Origin of the sequence: Pontibacter arcticus, assembly GCF_003284895.1 — a bacterium.
Lineage (GTDB): Bacteria > Bacteroidota > Bacteroidia > Cytophagales > Hymenobacteraceae > Pontibacter > Pontibacter arcticus.
Window position 1 is genome coordinate 737,559 of the sequence record NZ_QMDV01000002.1, and the last position, 18,603, is coordinate 756,161.

Genomic DNA, 18,603 nt, shown 5'->3' on the forward strand with positions numbered 1-18,603 from the left:
CACAGCGTGACAGAAGCAGAACTAATAGCAGGTTGCCAACGGGCAGAAAGCAAGGCGCAGAAGCTGCTCTACGAGCGGTTTGCCTCGCAGATGTACGGCGTCTGCCTGCGCTACCTGAAAGCAGAAATGGATGCCGAAGAGGCTCTTTTAAACGGCTTTATGAAAATTTACCAGAACATCGGCAAATTCGAGAATAAAGGCAGCTTTGAAGGCTGGGTTCGCCGCATTATGGTAAACGAAGCCCTCGCCTTTTTAAGGAAAAAAGAACCACTGCACCTGGCCATAGAAGATGGTGGCACCATGCAAGTAGCCAGCCAGACCGGCGCAGACCACGACCTGGCAGAAGGCGAACTGATGCAGCTGCTTTATACTTTGCCGGCCGGTTATAGAACAGTTTTTAACCTGTATGCCATCGAAGGATATTCGCATAAAGAAATTGCGGAAATGCTAAGTATAACAGAAGGCACTTCCAAATCGCAGTTAAGCAAAGCACGTGTTATGTTGCAGCGCCGCCTTTCGGGGCAAAGTGTTATGGCAGATTAATTTAAAGGAGATCGCAAAATGAGACCAGAAGATATAGATAAGTTATTCGGAGACCGGTTAAAGAATGCTGCGCCAACACCGCCCGCAGACCTTTGGAGCCGATTGCAGGAACGCATCGAAACAGAAATGCCGGAAACGAGACTGCAGATTAAACCGGAGCAGGAAGAAAAGAAAAAAGGCTTTATGTGGATGTATTCGTCGGTAGCGGCTACACTCTCGTTGCTGCTGGCTACAGGGCTTGTTTTCTATAACCTGAAAACCGGCACGCCGGAAGTACAGGAAATTTTAGCAGCGAAAGAAGAACCTGTTCTAGTAGAAGAACCGGTTTACACGCAGCCAGCGCCAACCGAAACAACCATACTTGCACAGGCCGAAAAAAATTCTGAAAAAAATATAGAAGCCCAGGCAACCGAACCGGCAACCCTTGCATCTAACAACACAGAAGCAGTTACCAAAGCAGAAAGCCCGGTAGCAAAAGCTGAAACAAGAAAAGCAAGTATGAAGCCAGCCCCTGAAAGCGCAACCTTAGCAAGCACCGGCACAAAGTATAAAACACCGGACACAGCCAAACAACCTGCTGCTGTTACTGCGCCTGAAATGGAACCGGTTACCTCTGCTGCAACCCTTGCCGCAGCCGAAGTAGCCCCGGCTAACCTGAACGCTGCTCCTGTAGAGATTACCATTACTCGCGCTGTGGCCCAACAGGCTGCTCCTGCAGAAACCCAGGAGCCAACCGGGTTCGATAAAAAGAAGACTTTGGCAAAGAACATTTTTAAACAAGTACGCAACCTTTCAAACGGAGAACCTGTCGAGCTGGCCAGCATTGTACGCGCAGATAAAATCTCCCTCAATACCCAGATCGGAAAACAGAAATTCACAAAAGTCATTCAACTCTAAAAAATAAAACCATGAAACGTTTACTTCTACTTATGGCCATTTTCATGGCTACCGCTACCGGTGTGTTCGCTAAAGGCGGTTTAACTGTGGCCCAGCGCCTCGGCACCCAGGATACCATCGTCGTAAAAATGGCCAACGGAGCCAAAATGATCCTTCAGCTCCAAAACAAAGAGCAACTGAAAGCTTTCGAAAATTATAGCCTGGATTCGTTGATGCGCGTGCTGAATGTGTATGTGCAGCGCGTGGACAGCATGGAAGCCGGAAGTATGGATTCCAAAGAAATGACCGTAACATTCGATGCCAAAGAAGGCGGAAAAGGCCAGGCAGAGCAAGTGACCATTACCATGCAGGAAACAGGGAACCAGAATAGCAAAGGCAAAAAAGAGAAGCACGAGATCCGCATCAACAGAACCTTTAAAATTGATGTGGAAGTAGAAGAAGACGGCGAAAACACGCAGGTAAACGTGAACGTGCCGGATAAAGCCGAACGCGATAGCATCCGCCACGCCAAAGCAGAAGAAAACTATAAAGCCACTAAATTTGGATTTGGCGTGGACCTTGGCCTGAACACCTTCCTAAATAACGATCTAGTAGATTTGAAGCCTTGGGGATCAAGATATGTAAGCCTTAACTGGACGCTGAACTCGCAGCTGGGTGGCCGTAAAAGCCCGTTATTCTTGGTTTCTGGTCTTGAGTTTGCCTTTAACAACTACATGTTCGATGATAACTATGTGATCCAGGACATCGACAACCAGACTTCTTTTGTGGTATCGGAGCGTAACCTCGAGAAAAGTAAACTGACGCATTCTTCCATCAATGTTCCGCTTATCGCTGAATTCAGATTTAAGCGCGACAAAGGTAAAACCGGCTTTATACTTGGTGCGGGTGGTTTTGTTGGCTACGGTTTAGGCTCGCATGCCAAACTGAAGTATGACGAAGACGGTAAAACACAAAAAGACAAGATCCGCGACAGCTACAATTTATCTGATTTCCAGTACGGCCTGAAAGGTACCATCGGATATGGTTCACTTAACTTGTTTATGAAGTATAACATGAACGACCTTTTCAAGGAAAACCGTGGCCCTCAGGCAAATGTCATCAGCTTTGGTATTACAATTCTAAACTAAATTGAATTTTAGGAGTATAGAAAAATGTGTTTGTAATAATGGTGAGTAACGAAAGAGCCCCCTCCAGGGCTCTTTCTCTGTTATACTTGGTTGGTTTATACTTTGGCTTTACCCGTTCCTCCGGAAATTATCGATAATAATAGCCGTAGCCGTTGCCACATTTAAAGACTCCGCCTGCCCGTAAGCCGGAATTTTAACCAGCGTGTTGATGTGGCGCGCCACTTCCGGCCGGATGCCGTTTGCTTCGTTACCCATTACCACAATGCCGGCGGGCTGCAAGGTCATTTTATGAATATTTTCGCCTTCTAGCGAGGCACCGTATATGGCATGTGTGCTGCTGTGTTCGGAAATCCATACTTCCAGGTTAACATAATGCACCTGCAGTCTGATGAAAGAGCCCATTGTAGCCGATATTACTTTCGGGTTATAAAAGTCGGCGCAGTTTTCGGAACAGATAATTTTCGTGATGCCATACCAGTCAGCAATCCGGATAATGGTACCCAGGTTACCGGGGTCGCGGATATCATCGAGGGCAATTACAAAATCGGTTGGTTTAACTTCCGGAACTCCGGGCTGGCGCATACGGGCAACAGCAAGTGCAGCGTTGTTACTGGCAAAGGTGCCAGCTTTTACAAGTTGTTCTTCCGTTACAATAGCGTAGGTATAACCTTTCGAAAGTATAGTGGTATGTTCCCTGTAGAAAGCTTCGGTTATAAATAAATGCTCCAGTTCGAAATTAGAATGCATCAATTCCAGCACACTTTTAGCTCCCTCTACCACAAAGGCTTGGTGTTGGCTGCGGTATTTTTTTACTTGCAGGGAGTTTATATATTTTGCAACTGCTTTAGACAACATAGCTGGTGAACGGTTTTAAATCACGAGTATACATATCTGCCCTGTTAATTACAATTTTTTGTATGGGAGGATGTGTGCCCACCCGTTACCTGGCCGAAGACGAAAACCTGCTGGTGAGTATTAAACCGGTAGGCCTCCAAAACGTGGATCCGGTTACTATTCAGGCACTTTACCAGCAAAAGCCCAACCGCATGGTGTTTGGCTCTACCCCTTATTTATCGTTGTATAACTTCGGTAAAAAGTTTTATAACCCGGAGCGCATCGATAAGCGGATTACAGAAAAGCGGGCCCGGATGAGAAGTAAGATCAAAGAAGAAAACGACTCGCTGAAGATACGCGACATCCGCACCAAGTATGATAACCAGATCGCAAACCTCACGGAAAAGAAAAAAAACGGAAATTTTGTGATGCAGCTCGGCGAGCCGCCCGCCATCTATGATTCTGCCCAGATGGTACGTACCATGCAGCAGATCGATGTGTACCTTGACTCGAAAGGCTACTTTAACCACACGGCCAGTTTTACCGAAAATGTAAAAGGTAAACTTATGTACGTTACCCTGAACATCCAGGAAAATACACCTTTCCGCTATTCGGAATTAACGTACGGTATTACGGACACGGCCCTGCTGAATGTAGTTCAAAAGGGAAGCCAGTGGTCGTTGCTGAAGCCAGGTGATGTTTACGATGCCGATGTGTTATCCAAAGAGCGCGACCGGCTGAACAACCGCATCCGCAACTATGGCTATTATGATTTTGCCCGCGCTTACATTGTTTTTGATGTAGATACCAGTTACGCCGAGAACACGGCCCGCATCAAAACCATTATTCAAAATCCTGAAAACGACTCGACGCACAAAGTATATACCATCCGGCAAGTATACTTTAAAACCGATAACGACCGCTTTGGTATTCCGCGCGACACCACACACTTCCAGGATATAAACTATATTTCGTATAAGCTGAAATACTCTCCCCGCGTACTGGATACGAAAGTTGATATTTACCCGGGCCAGGTTTACAGCCAGCTGCGCACCAATACCACCCAACGCAAACTCGCTAATCTGGATGTTTTCCAGTTCAGTAACGTAACCTACAACAAGCTGGTAAACGAACAGGATTCTACTGCTACAAACGAGCTGAATGCGTTTATCAATGCCATCCCTTCCAAAAAATTCCAGGAAACGGCTGAGCTGGGCTTAACCTATACAGAGCGTATTCCGGGGCCATTCTCTAGCATCCGGCTCCGTACCCGTAATGTATTTGGCGGCGCCGAAAACCTGGATATAGGCCTGCGTGGCGGCTTTGAAGGCCAGGTTGGTTTGGTTGGCAAAGAGACTACTACGATCAAGGAATTCGGCGGCGATGTGTCCTTATCTTTCCCCTTGATTTTATTACCGTTCACGGGCCGCAATCTTTTATCAGATAGCAGCCCGCGCACCCGCATTTACACCGGCTATACCAGCCATTCGCGCAGCGAATATAAGCGCTCTACTTCGGAACTGGGCATTGATTATATCTGGCAGAAGGGCCGGAATGTGTTGCTGCCCCCTACCACGCAGTTCATCGTATCGCCGGTTAATTTGAATGTGGTGCAGGTAGACAGGCTTTCAGACGAATTCCTGAGAACACTGCGCGAGTACAGCCAGGACAGCCGCTCTTTGGAGGAAAGTTTTAAGAGCGCCTTTATTTCCTTCATGTCCTTTAACTTCATCTACAACACCAACGACTTTACTCAATCCAGGGATGCGCGCTATTTCAGAAGCCTGGTAGAAGTGGGCGGTTTAACGCAGGAACTGGGCATTCAACCAAAATTCGGAACGCTGCGCACGTTTCAGTATGCCAAGATCAACCCCGATTACAGGCGGTATATTCCCCTGGGTGGCAAGCGGTTCTTTATTTATAAAATAAATGTTGGCGTTGGCAGCCCGATCTTCAGTTCGAATGTAATGCCTTACGACAAGTACTTTTTTGCAGGCGGTGCATCCAGTGTGCGGGCCTGGCAATCGAGGCGTTTAGGGCCGGGGTCTTTCGCTACGGTAGTGGCAAATCCGGATATTCCGGAAGGCGAAGAACAGCAGCTGACCCGGGATTTTACAGCCGAACAGCCTGGTGAAATCTTAATAGAAGGTAGCGCCGAATACCGTTTTAACATGTTCAGTTTCCTGAACGGGGCGTTGTTTGTAGATGCGGGCAATGTGTGGCTGATGCGGCCAGACCAGGGACGACCGGGCGCAGATTTTGCCTTCAACCGTTTCTACAAAGAACTGGCCGTTGGTACGGGTTTCGGCTTCCGGTTCGATCTGTCGGTGCTGGTATTGCGTTTTGATCTTGCTACCAAAGTATACGACCCGGCTGGCGTAGATGGCAAGAAGTTTATATTGAACAATTTCAGGTTCTCGGACTTCTTTACGCAGAGCAACCAAAGTACGCTTAACATCGGTATCGGGTATCCGTTTTAGAAATTCATCTTAGCTGAAATTAAGCTGGAAAAGTTGCGTAAGATTGTTCCAGCAAGAAGTCCAACCACCCCCAGCCCCTCCTTATCCAAGACGGGGAGCTTTACTTACTGTTTCATACTTTATCAAAGTATAGCCTTGGCTTTTTATACTTTAGTACGTAACAGAAACTATGAAACTCATACTTTGCTGCAGTAACAACATACTCCCCGCCTTGGATAAGGAGGGGCTGGGGGTGGTTGGAACCCGGACTGCATACTTTAAACCTACTTTTACCCGCCGTTGTTGGTGTTTTCACAGACAGCTATACTTTACCTGATTGGTGCTTGCTGGTGAAAACACGCAGCAAGGGCAGCATATTCTATTTATTTTTAATATGATATAAAAAAAGGCTTACCGTTACTTGGTAAGCCTTTTTTTATACTTTATACTTTATACTTTATAATTGATTAATAATTCAGGATTTCCTCCAACATCGCAGCTACTTTATCAGCATTCGGCAACATCATTTTCTCCAGCTCCACATTAAGCGGAATAGCAGGCAGGTTAGATGCTCCCAACGTATAAACCGGCGCATCCAGCTTCTGGAAACAATCTTTGGATAAGCGACCGGCTAACGATTCGGCAAACGAGTTCATGAGCGGTTCTTCCGTTAAAACCAACGCTTTACCGTGGCGCTCAACCGATGCGCGTACAGTTTCGTAATCCAGCGGGTTGAGCGTGCGCAGGTCAACTATTTCTATACTTCCCGGGAATTGTTTGGAGGCCGTTTTTGCCCAATAGACACCCATGCCGTACGTAATAACAGTTAAGCTGTTACCCATGCGCATTTCTTCTGCTGAAGCCTGCTGCACGATATTCGCTTTCCCTAACGGCAAAATGTAGTCCTCGTCCGGCTCCACGGTTTTAGCATCTTCGGTTCCGGCCACTTTAGACCAGTAAATGCCTTTGTGCTCCAGCATCACCACCGGGTTCGGGTCCAGGAAAGCAGCTTTCATCAAACCTTTCATATCAGCAGCATTGCTCGGGAACACCACTTTTATTCCTCTGATGTTGAGTAGTGTCGATTCTATACTTCCCGAATGGTACGGTCCGCCTCCACCATACGCACCGATCGGCACCCGGATAACAGACTGAATCGGGAACTGTCCATTTGACAAGTAACAGCTTTTCGATAATTCTTCAACCAGCTGGTTGATGCCCGGCCAGATATAATCCGCAAATTGAATCTCCACAATTGCTTTGGCACCTACCGCCGACATACCGGCTGTAGAACCTACAATGTAAGCTTCCTGAATGGGCGTATTGAACACGCGGGCATCGCCATACTTTTTAGCCAGCAAAGCCGCTTCCCGGAATACGCCGCCTAATTCGCCGCCTACATCCTGGCCGTAAAATAAAGCCTCCGGGTAGGTACGTAAAATATCATCCACTGCGTGCAGCGCCGCATCCACCATAATGGCTTTCTCGGCACCGGCCGGGCTGCGTTGGCCTTTTTCTTCTGTTACAGGGGTTGGTGCAAACTCGTGCAGGTTAAACGTAGACGGGTCCGGGTTTGGAGCGGCTAATGCTTTCTGGTAATCTGCGGCTACAGTTGCTAGTGCTTCCTGCTCCAGTACCTCAATTTCTTCCAACGATACTTCTGCCTCCAGCAGCGCTTGTCTGAGTACAGGCAACGGATCGTTTACGCTGTGCTCGTTCAGGTTTTCGCCTCGGTACCACTCGCGGCGCACACCCGAAGTATGGTGGCCCAGCAACGGAACTTTAGCATGCACTAATATAGGCTTGCGCACTTTGCGCACATAATCAAAGGCCACGCGCATTCCTTCATACGACTCTGCAAAATCAGAACCGTTCAGGCGCAAGCGTTCCATGCCTTTAAAGCCAGCCGCATATTCGTACGCATCCATGGCGCGCATTTCTTTGCCGGTAGCCGAAATTCCCCAGTCGTTATCCTGCACCAGGTAGATGATCGGCAGGCCTTTCAGAACAGCCATCTGGAATGCTTCGGCCACTTCGCCTTCGGTAACAGAGCCATCGCCTAAAGAACAAAGCACAACAGGTTTCTCATCGCCATTTAGCAAGCCTTGTCCTTCTAAGTATGCGATGCCATGCGCCATACCGGTAGCAGGAATTGCCTGCATGCCCGTAGCCGAACTTTGGTGCGGGATGGTAGGGAAACCTTCGCGCTTTAAAGAGGGGTGCCCGTAATAGGTTCTGCCGCCCGAAAAAGGATCATCGGCTTTGGCCATCAGCTGAAGCATCAGTTCATAAGGCTGCATGCCGATGCCTAAAAGTATAGAATCATCGCGGTAATAGGTGGCAGCATAATCGTAGTGCTTTAGCTGAAAAGCTGTTGCCAGCTGTATTGCTTCGTGACCCCGCGAGGTGCTGTGTACATATTTGCTACAGATCGTTTTGTTTTCTTCGTAAGTATCTGCCAGTGCTTTGGCAGTATGCATGAGTCGGTAGGCTTTTTTAAGAATGGCAACATCAACCTTAAAATCCTCCAGCGTATCTTTTGACATGGTTTATACTTTAGTCTTGCCCGAAATTACTAATTAATCCGCTTTTTCTAAAATGAAGATTGCGTTCGGTAGAACGATTGTTATTTGGTATTTTTGCGCAGCTCTAAATCGCTTTAAGCGTTGTAAAACCGGGCATTTTATAGTAACATTAGCTCAAGTTTATACTTTGGATCTGTATCAAACCATCAGTCCAAAGGTAAACTCAAAGTATAACTTCAATCAAGAGATCATGTTCAGAGAAGAAGTAGAAACGTTTATGCGCCAATTTCAGCGCGACTTGTGCCAGGCCCTCGAAACCTGCGACGGCGGCGCCACTTTTACCGTGGATGAGTGGAAACACGAAGAAGGCGGCGGCGGAATTTCGCGCGTGATCGAAAACGGGGCGGTGCTGGAGAAGGGCGGTGTCAACTTTTCGGCAGTACATGGGCAGCTTTCACTGCAGTTCCTGAAGATGCTGGAAATGCCGGACCCGAATTATTTTGCGACAGGCGTATCGGTGGTGATGCACCCGCACAGCCCGATGGTACCGATCACGCACATGAACGTGCGCTACTTTGAAGCCGGAAACGGACAGGCCTGGTTTGGCGGCGGCATCGACCTTACGCCTATTTACCTCAACTTAGAGCAGGCAAAGGAGTTTCATGCGCAGATGAAAGCCGTTTGCGACAAACACCACCCAAGCTATTACCCGGAGTTTAAGAAGTGGGCCGATGATTATTTCTACAACGTACACCGCAACGAAACCCGCGGCGTAGGCGGCATTTTCTTCGATAGGCTGATGGCGACCGATGAGATAAGTATAGAACAGCTTTTTGCCTTTGTGCGCGACGTGGCTTATGCCTTCGCTCCTTTTTATACTTCGATCATCAACCAGAACCGCAATCTCCCTTTCGGCGAAAACGAGAAAAAATGGCAACTGATACGCCGTGGCCGCTACGTAGAGTTTAACCTGGTATACGACCGTGGTACCAAATTCGGGTTACTGACCAATGGCCGCATCGAGTCTATTTTGATGAGTTTGCCAACGCATGCTTCCTGGGTATATAACCACAAGCCGGAAGCAGGCAGCGCTGAAGAAAAGACGCAGGCTTACCTCAAAAAAGAGATCGACTGGCTTAACGTGCAATAACATACTTGGAAACTTTAGCGCAACTCGACCAGGACCTTTTTATTTATCTGAACCGACAGCACAACCCGTTCTGGGATGCGGTGATGATTTTTGTATCCAATAAATACGTCTGGATTCCTTTTTACCTGGGTCTGATCATTTATATCATTTACCGTTACCGCCGCCAAAGTTTAGCCATGCTGTTGCTGGCTGTTGCTGCGGTGGGTGCAGCCGATTATATTGCCTCCGGCATCTTTAAACCATACTTTGCCCGCCTCCGCCCCTGCCACAACCCCGATTTGGCGCAGGTAGTAAATATTGTGGAAGGCTGTGGCGGTAAGTTTGGTTTCCTCTCTTCGCATGCATCTACTGGGTTTGCACTGGCTGTTTTTTTCAGCCTTATACTTTCGGGTAAGTATAAATACTTTAAAGCAGTGCTCATACTTTGGGCTTTTGTAGTTTCGTACAGCCGTATTTACCTGGGCGTGCACTATCCCGGTGATCTTCTGGGCGGCGCTTTAGTTGGTGCTTTATGTGCTTACCTGTGCTCGTTGCTATACTTTTATGTGGTCAGAAAGTATAAATTATCAAGATCTGGACTTTAGAATAAAGAAGTAGTTATGTAGCAATTAACAAACTACTTAAATACTGAATTTCCGGAACAACAATCTAACAATCAGCAATTAAGCAATCCAAATTACTTCCCTAGCAAACGCGCTACATACTTTCCGATAATATCAAACTCAAGGTTTACGCGTGTGCCCGGCTTAACGTGCTGCAGATTGGTATGTTCGTAAGTATAGGGAATGATGGCTACCGAGAACTGGTTTTCCTTGGAGTTCACCACCGTCAGGCTGATGCCGTTGATGCAGATCGAGCCTTTTTCTACCGTTACATTTCCGGTGCTGCCATCATAGCTAAATGTAAATAACCAGCTTCCGTTCTGGTCTTCCACAGATTCGCAAATACCCACCTGGTCTACGTGTCCCTGCACTACATGCCCGTCGAAGCGGCCATTGGCCTGCATGCAACGCTCCAAATTTACGATGTCGCCTTCTTTTAAGTCATTCAAGCTGGTTTTCTGAAGTGTTTCATCAATGGCGGTTACCGTATAGGTATCGTTTTCGATGGCAACTACCGTTAAGCAAACGCCGTTGTGCGCCACACTCTGGTCTATTTTTAACTCATTTGTGAAAGGCGCTGTCAGGTTAAAATGCTTGTTAGTGCCTTCGATACGGATGCCTGTTACGGTACCCAATGTTTCTATAATGCCGGTGAACATAGATCTACTTCTAAATTTATACTTACAGAATGTTGCGTTTATACTTGCTATAACCAAAACAACAGGCCAAAGTTAAGACGAAAGATAGAGTAATGCTGCCTATACTTTAAAATCAGCTAACTAAAAAGTCTTGTTTTTAAACGGGTATGCTTAAATTCGCAAACAACTTCTGAAATGGCCTGCCAGTAAATTTAAAGAAGGCCGATGTTAAACGTTACTAAGCTACTCATGCAAACAGACACGTACAGACACAAAGGCATGCGCCGCGCACTGATCCAGATTCTCCGCGAAAAAGGTATCCGGGACGAGCGGGTGTTACAAGCCATCGAAGCTGTACCGCGTCATTTCTTTTTTGATAAAGCGTTTGTAGAACAGGCTTACCAGGACAAAGCCTTCCCGATTGGCGAAGGCCAGACCATTTCACAACCCTACACGGTCGCCTTCCAAACAGAACTACTCAAGCTGAAATCAACAGACAAAGTACTGGAAATTGGCACTGGCTCAGGTTACCAATGTGCTGTGCTGCTGCAAATTACGCCTTCTGTGTATACCATAGAGTACAACCGGGCTTTATACGAAAAAGCTGTTCTCTTTTTCAGGAAACATGGTTTACGGCCGCATACGTTTCATGGCGACGGCTCTGAAGGATTACCACAATATGCTCCTTTCGATAAAATAATTGTAACCGCCGGCGCACCCGCCGTTCCTAAAAGCCTGGTGCGGCAACTGAATGTGGGCGGCATCCTGGTTATACCTGTCGGGGACGAAAACAGCCAGAAAATGCTCCGGATCACGCGCGTTTCCGAAAACGATTTCACACAAGAGGCTTTCACCGATTTTAAGTTTGTGCCGCTGCTTGGTAAGTCCGGTTGGGAAGCCGATAATTTATAAGCCTATCCAAAGTATAAAATCCTATATAAGAAGTATACCTTAAGTATAACCTGATGCTCTTTTTTGATTGAACTGCACGCTGTTTTAAGTTTATTTTAGGAAATGGCCGCTACGGAGTATCTTTGCGCCAACTTAAGTATAAAGTATGCGCAAACAGAAAAAAGTAAAAGACTCTTACGTTATCATGACGGAACTGGTATTGCCCAATGATACCAACACACTGCACAACCTGATGGGTGGCCGTATGATGCATTGGATGGACATTGTATCAGCAATTGCTGCCCAAAAACACTCTAACCGGATCGTGGTAACTGCATCCGTAGACAATGTTTCTTTTTCTGAAAGTATAAAATTAGGCAATGTTGTTACGCTTGAAGCAAAAGTAACGCGTGCCTTCAGTTCATCGATGGAGGTGCACATTGTAGTATATGCAGAAGATATCCCAAGCGGTAAAAAAGTAAAATCGAACCAGGCCTACTTTACTTTCGTGGCCGTAGATCAGCTGGGCAACCCGATCGATGTACCGGAAGCGATACCGGAAACTGAAGAAGAGATCAAACATTACGAAGGGGCGCTGCGTCGTCGCCAGTTACGCCTTGTTTTGGCCGGCCGCATGAAACCAAGCGAAGCGAATGAACTGAAATCTATTTTCGATATCAAAGAATAAAACCACCTTTACATGGCAGGCTTGCAGGCAGATATTTTAAGCGAAGATTTTCTGAAGAACTTTCTTCCGGAAACGGTTTACCTCGTGCCCGAAGATGTAGCAGTTTATACTTCGGTTTCTGCTGCTATGCCAGCGCCAGATGCAACTCCTGCGCCAGTGCCGATCGTTTCTGAAGAAAAGGCCACGCCGGTTCTTCCTAAAAAGCCGGAAGTAGAAAGAATAACGCCAAAGGCTTTTGATGTAACCGGCCAGAACCGTAAAGGCATTGTAGTACTGGTTACGCTGCCTGACCATGAATTTAAAACGTTACCCAAACTTGAGTTTCTGCAGAAGATATTAACTGCGATTGGCCTGCAAACAGAAGATGTGGCATATGTCAATAATATTTCCGGGCAAATTGCTGTGTTTGAAGAACTGCACCAATTATTGCCTGTAAACTACATCATCAGCTTTGCCAGCCGCATTAACACTTACCTGCCACACGATAAATTCACCTTATACACGCCCGTAAAAGTGGCGGATGTACCGGTGGTTTTCTCGCAAAGCCTGGCAGTAATAGAAAGTGATGTGGAACAGAAAAAACAGCTCTGGAATTCGTTGAAAGCGACGTTTGCTTTGTAGTTTGATTTTAATAAATTGAAGTTGTTGAGAGCTTAATAGAAATTGTTTCGGCAACCCTTGCTGCGTGTTTTCATCAGCAAGCGCCAATCAGTTAATGTATAGTTGTCCGTGAAAACACCAACAACGGCGGGTTCAGGTGAAGTATCGTTTGTTGCCTATTTCATTCACCAAAGTATAAAAAGAAAGCCTGTGCAAAAAATGCACAGGCTTTCTTTTTATACTTTAAACTCAGTTTTTACTTCAATAGCGAAGCCAGTTTTGCTTCCAGCTCTTCGCCGCGCAGGTTTTTTGCAATTATTTTACCGTTCGGGTCCAGCAGAATTGTTTGCGGAATAGCTGTTACATTGTACAAACTCGCAGCAGCACTTTCCCATCCTTTCAGATCCGAAACCTGTTGCCAGGTAAGACCGTCTTTTTCGATAGCTCCCAGCCATTTTTCTTTCGATTGATCCAGAGAAACACCGTAAATCTCGAAGCCTTTGCCTTTATACGCATTGTACATGCGCACCACGTTCGGGTTCTCTTTGCGGCACGGTCCGCACCAACTCGCCCAGAAATCGATCAGCACATACTTGCCCTTCAGGGAAGAAAGCGTTTTGTTTGATCCGTCCGGCGATGGCAGGTTAATATCCGGTGCTGTAGCGCCAATAGCTGTGCTGCTGTAAGGTGCCAGTCGGTTGGTTAACATTTTGGTATACTTCGATTCCGGCATTTTTTCCTTGAACAAAGTTGCCATGCTATCGGCAAAAGCAAAATCGTTAACCGGATCGATCAAAGTAGCCGTACCGAAAGCAGATACTACAGAACCAGGATGGGAAGCGATGAATTTTTTCACGCCTTTCTGTATATTCATATATTCTGCTCTGGCTACTTCTGCTTCGGCCGTTTTACCCTCCGACATCGCCTGATTAAACTGTTGCTCCAACTGCGATTGCTTCAGTTGCGATTCGTTCACGAGCTTATTCAGTTCCTGAAACAGGATAGATTCTTCGGAGCCTTCGATCTTAGCAGTGCCATTCATGTCTTTTGCATCTGCCTGAAATCTGATCGTGCCATTTTCAAGTACCAGCATTACGCCGTTGCGCTCATCTGTAGAAACACGATAAAGCGTTGGCTCCGTTACAGTTCCTTCAAACTTAAAGCTGCCATCTTTGCCAATTTCTGCGGTGTCGCGGGCTACCAGTTGTTGCTCGCCCAATTCGTGCAGGTATACTTTGCCTTCGGTCTGGTTCTGCAATTTACCTTGTATGATATAGCCATCGCCGTTCGCGGATGTGGACTTATTTCCCTGACAACCGGCCAGTATACCGGTGGCTGCAAAGGCTAAAACTAGATTATTATACTTCATGATCTTAAATTAAGCGTTAAGGGCATCGCGCAGCAACTGGTTTGTTAACTTCGGATCTGCTTTGCCCCCTGTTTTTTTCATGATCTCGCCCATAAACATACCAACTAAGGATTGTTTACCGGCTTTATACTCCGCTACCTTAGCCGGATTTCCAGCTAAAACTTCCTGCACAAGCTGTGCCAACTCACCCGAATCAGATTGCTGTAATAGGTTTTGTTCTTCGGCTACTTCCTGAGCTGTTTTAGTTGGATGCTCCAGTAAGTATGGGAAAATCTGCTTGGCTGCCACCGAGTGGCTTACCTTATTTTCATCTACCAACGCGATGATCTGTGCGATTTGTTCAGGTGCCAGCGGGAAATCGTGCATGTGCAACTGCAGCTCGTTCAGGTAGGATTTTACAGGACCCATTACCCAGTTAGAGGCAGCTTTATAGTTTTTTGTCTCCTTACATACTTCATCAAAGTATAAAGCGATCTCTTTAGCATCTGTTAAAACCGCAGCATCGTACTCCGGCAAGCCGAATTCGTTTACAAAACGCTTATAAAGTTCCTGTGGCAAAGCAGGCATTTCTTTTCTGATGTTTTCGAGCCACTCCTGCTCAATAACCAACGGCGGCAAATCCGGCTCCGGGAAATAGCGGTAATCGTTCAGGGTTTCTTTGGAACGCATGGCGGTTGTCGTACCCGTATTTGCATCAAAGTTTCGCGTTTCAGAATCAATCACATTTCCGTTCTCAAGTTCCATGATCTGACGCTCGATTTCGTGCTCTATAGCGCGCTGCACGTTACGGAAGGAGTTCATGTTCTTCACCTCCACTTTTGTGCCCCATACTTTCGCATCTTTCAGCATCACCGAAATATTGGCATCGCAACGCAGCGAGCCTTCTTCCATGTTACCATCGCAAATGCCCAGGTACATCACCAGCTGCTTTATCTGCGACAGGTAATTATAGGCTTCCACCGAATCACGGATATCCGGCTCCGATACAATCTCGATCAGGGCTACACCGGCACGGTTAAAATCTACCAGCGTTTCGATCTCACCGGGTAAGTGCATCGATTTACCGGCATCTTCTTCCATGTGGATGCGCGTAATTCCGATCTGCTTCTCGTTGCCTTCCGCATCTTTTACCATGATGTGGCCTTTGGTACAGATCGGCGTTTTATCCTGCGTGATCTGGTAACCCTTCGGAAGATCGGGATAGAAATAGTTTTTACGGGCGTAAATGTTATGCTTCGTGATTTCGCAGTTAGTTGCAAGGCCCATCTTGATCGCCATTTCCACTACCGTTTTGTTCACGCGCGGCAACGTGCCCGGATGGCCCAAGGTAATTACACTCAGGTTGGTGTTCGGCAACATGCCATACTCCGTCGAATCCGAAGAATAGGCTTTGCTTTCGGTTAACAACTGTGCGTGCACTTCCAGGCCGATAATTGCCTGGTATTTGTCTCTAATGCTTTTATCCATCTTATATCGTAGTATAAATCCCAGTTAAAAAATATACTTAGGGAGGCTATACTTTCTGATTATCCGTTGATAATTGATTTTACTAATTCCACTGCTTTGGCAGGTACAGCCTGCAAGCCGGCTACATTTTTCCCCCCTGCTGTGGCATAGAACGGTTGTCCGCCGCCGCCGCCTTGAATCTCTTTTGCCAGTTCGCGTACCAATTGGTTCGCATTCAGCTTTTTATCTGAAACCAGGTTATCCGAAAGCATGACCGCAATTTGTGGTTTCCCTTCAATTTCGGCAGCCAGCACCAGTACCAGATTATCTACTACCTGACGAAGATCGAAGGCCAGTTTTTTCAGATAATCGGCGTTGCTTACCTCAACCTTTTCAGCGATTAGGTTAATGCCGTTCAGTTGCTGTACACGTTGCGCCAGGGTATCTTTCAGGCTATTTACTTGTTTCAGTTCGAATTGCTCCAGTTGCTTTTGTAGCAGCTTATTATCATCCTGTAGTTTTTGAACAGCTCCAGATACATTGCTTTGCGTGTTTAAAACTTCTCGCACGGCATTTAACTCGTTTACCTGCTGCTGCATAAAATCATCGGCAGCTTGTGCTGTTACTGCTTCGATACGGCGTACACCTGCTGCTACCGAGCTTTCTGCTACGATTTTGAAGTAACCGATATGGCCTGTGTTGAACACGTGCGTGCCGCCGCAAAGCTCCACCGAGTACTCTTTATCGAAGGTAATCACGCGAACAAACTCGCCATACTTTTCGCCGAACAAGGCAGTAGCTCCCATTTCTTTGGCCTCGGCAATCGGTACGTTGCGGCTTTCGCCTAACGGGATAGCCTGGCGGATGCGTTCGTTCACAATTTGTTCTACTTCACGCAGTTGCTCGTCTGTAACTTTAGCAAAGTGTGAGAAGTCGAAACGCAGGATTTTTTCATTTACCAAAGAGCCGCGCTGCTGTACATGGTCGCCTAATACTTTTCTTAAAGCGGAGTGCAGTAAGTGTGTAGCTGAGTGGTTTTTACGAATAAAATCACGACGTGCTTTATCGATCTCGCTTCTGAAACCAGCCTCTAAATTCTGAGGAAGTTTGGTAGTGATATGAAGTATAAGATCGTTCTCTTTTTTGGTATCAATTACCTCGATCTGCTCCGAATCGGAAATAAGGTAACCGGTATCGCCCACCTGTCCGCCGCTTTCGGCATAGAACGGGGTTTTATCCAAAATAATATGGTACTCGCTTTTCGCTTTGGTTTTCACCTGGCGGTAACGCACAACATGAGAATCGGAAGCGTCGCTGTCGTAACCAATAAACTCGTTCACAATATCCGGCTGCACAATTACCCAGTCGGTTTGCTCGGAAGCAGATGCGTTGCGTGAGCGGTTTTTCTGTTGTTCCATCTCCACGCCAAAACCGGCTTCATCTACAGCCAGGCCTTTTTCGCGGGCAATAAGCGCCGTTAAATCCAGCGGGAAACCAAACGTATCGTAGAGTTCGAAAGCAGTTTTGCCGTCAATGGTATTGTTGTTTTCTTTGAATTTAGCTTCCAGCGCATCCAGTCTTTTCAGTCCATTCTCCAATGTACGTAGGAAAGCATTTTCTTCTTCTTCGATCACGCGCTGCACAAAACCAAGCTGCTGCTTCAGTTCCGGGAATACGTTTGCCATCTGATCAGCGAGAACTTCAGCTAACTTGTATAAGAATGGTTTCTTGAAGTTAAGGAACGTAAAGCTGTAACGCACTGCACGGCGCAGGATTCGACGGATTACATACCCGGCTTTGTTATTGGAAGGCAACTGTCCGTCGGTAATAGCAAAGGCAATGGCGCGGATATGGTCGGCCATCACGCGGATAGCGATGTCTACCTTTTCGTGTTCGCCATAAGTTACGCCGGCTTCTTTGGCAATAAACTGGATCAGCGGCTGGAAAACATCGGTATCATAGTTGGAACGCTTGCCCTGAATGGCCATGCACAAACGCTCGAAGCCCATGCCTGTATCTACGTGCTGCGCAGGCAGTTTCACCAGCGAGCTATCCGCCAGACGGTTAAATTCCATGAATACGTTGTTCCAAATCTCCACTACCTGCGGGTGGTCGTTGTTCACGAGGCTTTTGCCATCCACAGCGGCGCGTTCTTCATCCGTTCTAAGGTCAACATGTATCTCAGAGCAAGGACCACATGGACCGGTATCGCCCATCTCCCAGAAATTATCCTTTTTGTTACCCATCAAGATACGGTCTTCTGAGATCATACCTTTCCAGATATCAAAGGCCTCCTGGTCCATCGGCAGGTTCTCAGACTCATCCCCCTGGAAAACAGAAACATACAGCCTGTCCTTTGGCAATTTGTATACTTCCGTCAGCAGTTCCCACGACCAGGCCAGCGCTTCTTTCTTGAAGTAATCGCCAAACGACCAGTTGCCCAGCATTTCGAACATGGTGTGGTGATAGGTATCATAGCCTACTTCTTCCAGGTCGTTGTGCTTGCCGCTTACGCGCAGGCATTTCTGGGTATCAGCCACACGCTTATAAGGCGCTGGTTTATTGCCCAGAAAATAATCTTTAAAAGGTGCCATGCCCGAATTGATAAACATCAAGGTAGGGTCATCTTTAACAACCAAAGGGGCGGAAGGCACTACCTGATGTTGCTTGGAAGCGAAGAAATCCAGGAACTGTTGTCTAATTTCAGCTGAGTTCATGTATGATTATTAAGCCTTTAGATACTAAATGCTGTACTTGTTGTTTAAGAACAAAAAATAACGAATTTTTGCCTTTCAGAAATATACTTTTGCAGCACAACCAGTAGCGTTACGTGC

Annotated in this window: 15 protein-coding genes; 9 read left to right on the forward strand and 6 right to left on the reverse strand. The window is 46.7% G+C overall.

Translation table 11 applies throughout. The features are described from left to right. Positions 1-6: 6 nt before the first annotated feature. The 3 genes from DP923_RS08385 to DP923_RS08395 are packed head-to-tail and all read left to right on the forward strand — an operon-like array spanning position 7 to position 2,567. The gene (locus tag DP923_RS08385; protein ID WP_112305375.1) at positions 7-543 is read left to right on the forward strand and encodes an RNA polymerase sigma factor; all 537 of its coding nucleotides are present in this window, start codon (positions 7-9) and stop codon (positions 541-543) included. An 18-nt stretch (positions 544-561) separates the two neighbouring features. Next, entirely contained in the window at positions 562-1,440 is an 879-nt protein-coding gene (locus DP923_RS08390; RefSeq protein WP_112305376.1) for a hypothetical protein, read from the forward strand. 11 nt (positions 1,441-1,451) lie between these two features. Next, entirely contained in the window at positions 1,452-2,567 is a 1,116-nt protein-coding gene (locus DP923_RS08395) for an outer membrane beta-barrel protein (protein WP_112305377.1), read from the forward strand. Between the two features lie 108 nt (positions 2,568-2,675). On the opposite strand, the gene DP923_RS08400 is transcribed toward DP923_RS08395, so the two are convergent. Beyond that, on the reverse strand, positions 2,676-3,422 hold the full coding sequence (locus DP923_RS08400) for a TrmH family RNA methyltransferase (protein ID WP_112305378.1): 747 nt from the start codon (positions 3,420-3,422) through the stop codon (positions 2,676-2,678). 5 nt (positions 3,423-3,427) lie between these two features. Here DP923_RS08400 and tamL point away from each other — a divergent pair, with 5 nt between their 5' ends. After that, a complete protein-coding gene (gene tamL, locus DP923_RS08405; RefSeq protein ID WP_449421202.1) occupies positions 3,428-5,881 on the forward strand; it encodes a translocation and assembly module lipoprotein TamL in 2,454 nt (817 codons plus the stop codon). A gap of 446 nt (positions 5,882-6,327) precedes the next feature. Here the strand turns inward: tamL and DP923_RS08410 are convergent, their stop codons facing one another. Beyond that, positions 6,328-8,406: an alpha-ketoacid dehydrogenase subunit alpha/beta gene (locus DP923_RS08410; RefSeq protein WP_112305379.1), complete on the reverse strand. Its 2,079-nt coding sequence runs from the start codon at positions 8,404-8,406 to the stop codon at positions 6,328-6,330. 229 nt (positions 8,407-8,635) lie between these two features. Between DP923_RS08410 and hemF the strand changes: the two genes are divergently transcribed. Further along, complete coding sequence (gene hemF / locus DP923_RS08415; protein WP_112305380.1) at positions 8,636-9,535, forward strand: oxygen-dependent coproporphyrinogen oxidase; 900 nt, start codon at positions 8,636-8,638, stop codon at positions 9,533-9,535. Positions 9,536-9,540: 5 nt separating this feature from the next. Then, entirely contained in the window at positions 9,541-10,119 is a 579-nt protein-coding gene (locus DP923_RS08420) for a phosphatase PAP2 family protein (protein WP_239020974.1), read from the forward strand. A gap of 92 nt (positions 10,120-10,211) precedes the next feature. On the opposite strand, the gene DP923_RS08425 is transcribed toward DP923_RS08420, so the two are convergent. Then, a complete protein-coding gene (locus DP923_RS08425) occupies positions 10,212-10,796 on the reverse strand; it encodes a riboflavin synthase (RefSeq protein WP_112305381.1) in 585 nt (194 codons plus the stop codon). Positions 10,797-11,024: 228 nt separating this feature from the next. Here DP923_RS08425 and DP923_RS08430 point away from each other — a divergent pair, with 228 nt between their 5' ends. The 3 genes from DP923_RS08430 (at position 11,025) to DP923_RS08440 (ending at position 12,975) form a co-directional block, all read left to right on the forward strand. After that, positions 11,025-11,687 carry a protein-L-isoaspartate(D-aspartate) O-methyltransferase gene (locus tag DP923_RS08430; protein ID WP_112305382.1) on the forward strand — a complete coding sequence of 221 codons (663 nt, stop codon included), beginning with the start codon at positions 11,025-11,027 and terminating at the stop codon, positions 11,685-11,687. 145 nt (positions 11,688-11,832) lie between these two features. After that, entirely contained in the window at positions 11,833-12,354 is a 522-nt protein-coding gene (locus tag DP923_RS08435; protein WP_112305383.1) for an acyl-CoA thioesterase, read from the forward strand. Positions 12,355-12,366: 12 nt separating this feature from the next. Beyond that, on the forward strand, positions 12,367-12,975 hold the full coding sequence (locus DP923_RS08440) for a hypothetical protein (RefSeq protein ID WP_112305384.1): 609 nt from the start codon (positions 12,367-12,369) through the stop codon (positions 12,973-12,975). Between the two features lie 235 nt (positions 12,976-13,210). On the opposite strand, the gene DP923_RS08445 is transcribed toward DP923_RS08440, so the two are convergent. Genes DP923_RS08445 through alaS form a run of 3 tightly spaced genes read right to left on the reverse strand, consistent with a single transcriptional unit; the run spans position 13,211 to position 18,486 of the window. Continuing rightward, entirely contained in the window at positions 13,211-14,323 is a 1,113-nt protein-coding gene (locus DP923_RS08445; protein WP_112305385.1) for a TlpA disulfide reductase family protein, read from the reverse strand. Between the two features lie 9 nt (positions 14,324-14,332). Continuing rightward, positions 14,333-15,790 (reverse strand): Asp-tRNA(Asn)/Glu-tRNA(Gln) amidotransferase subunit GatB, encoded by a 1,458-nt coding sequence (gatB, locus tag DP923_RS08450; RefSeq protein WP_112305386.1) that lies wholly within the window; start codon positions 15,788-15,790, stop codon positions 14,333-14,335. A 59-nt stretch (positions 15,791-15,849) separates the two neighbouring features. Then, entirely contained in the window at positions 15,850-18,486 is a 2,637-nt protein-coding gene (gene alaS / locus DP923_RS08455; protein WP_112305387.1) for an alanine--tRNA ligase, read from the reverse strand. Positions 18,487-18,603 lie beyond the last annotated feature (117 nt).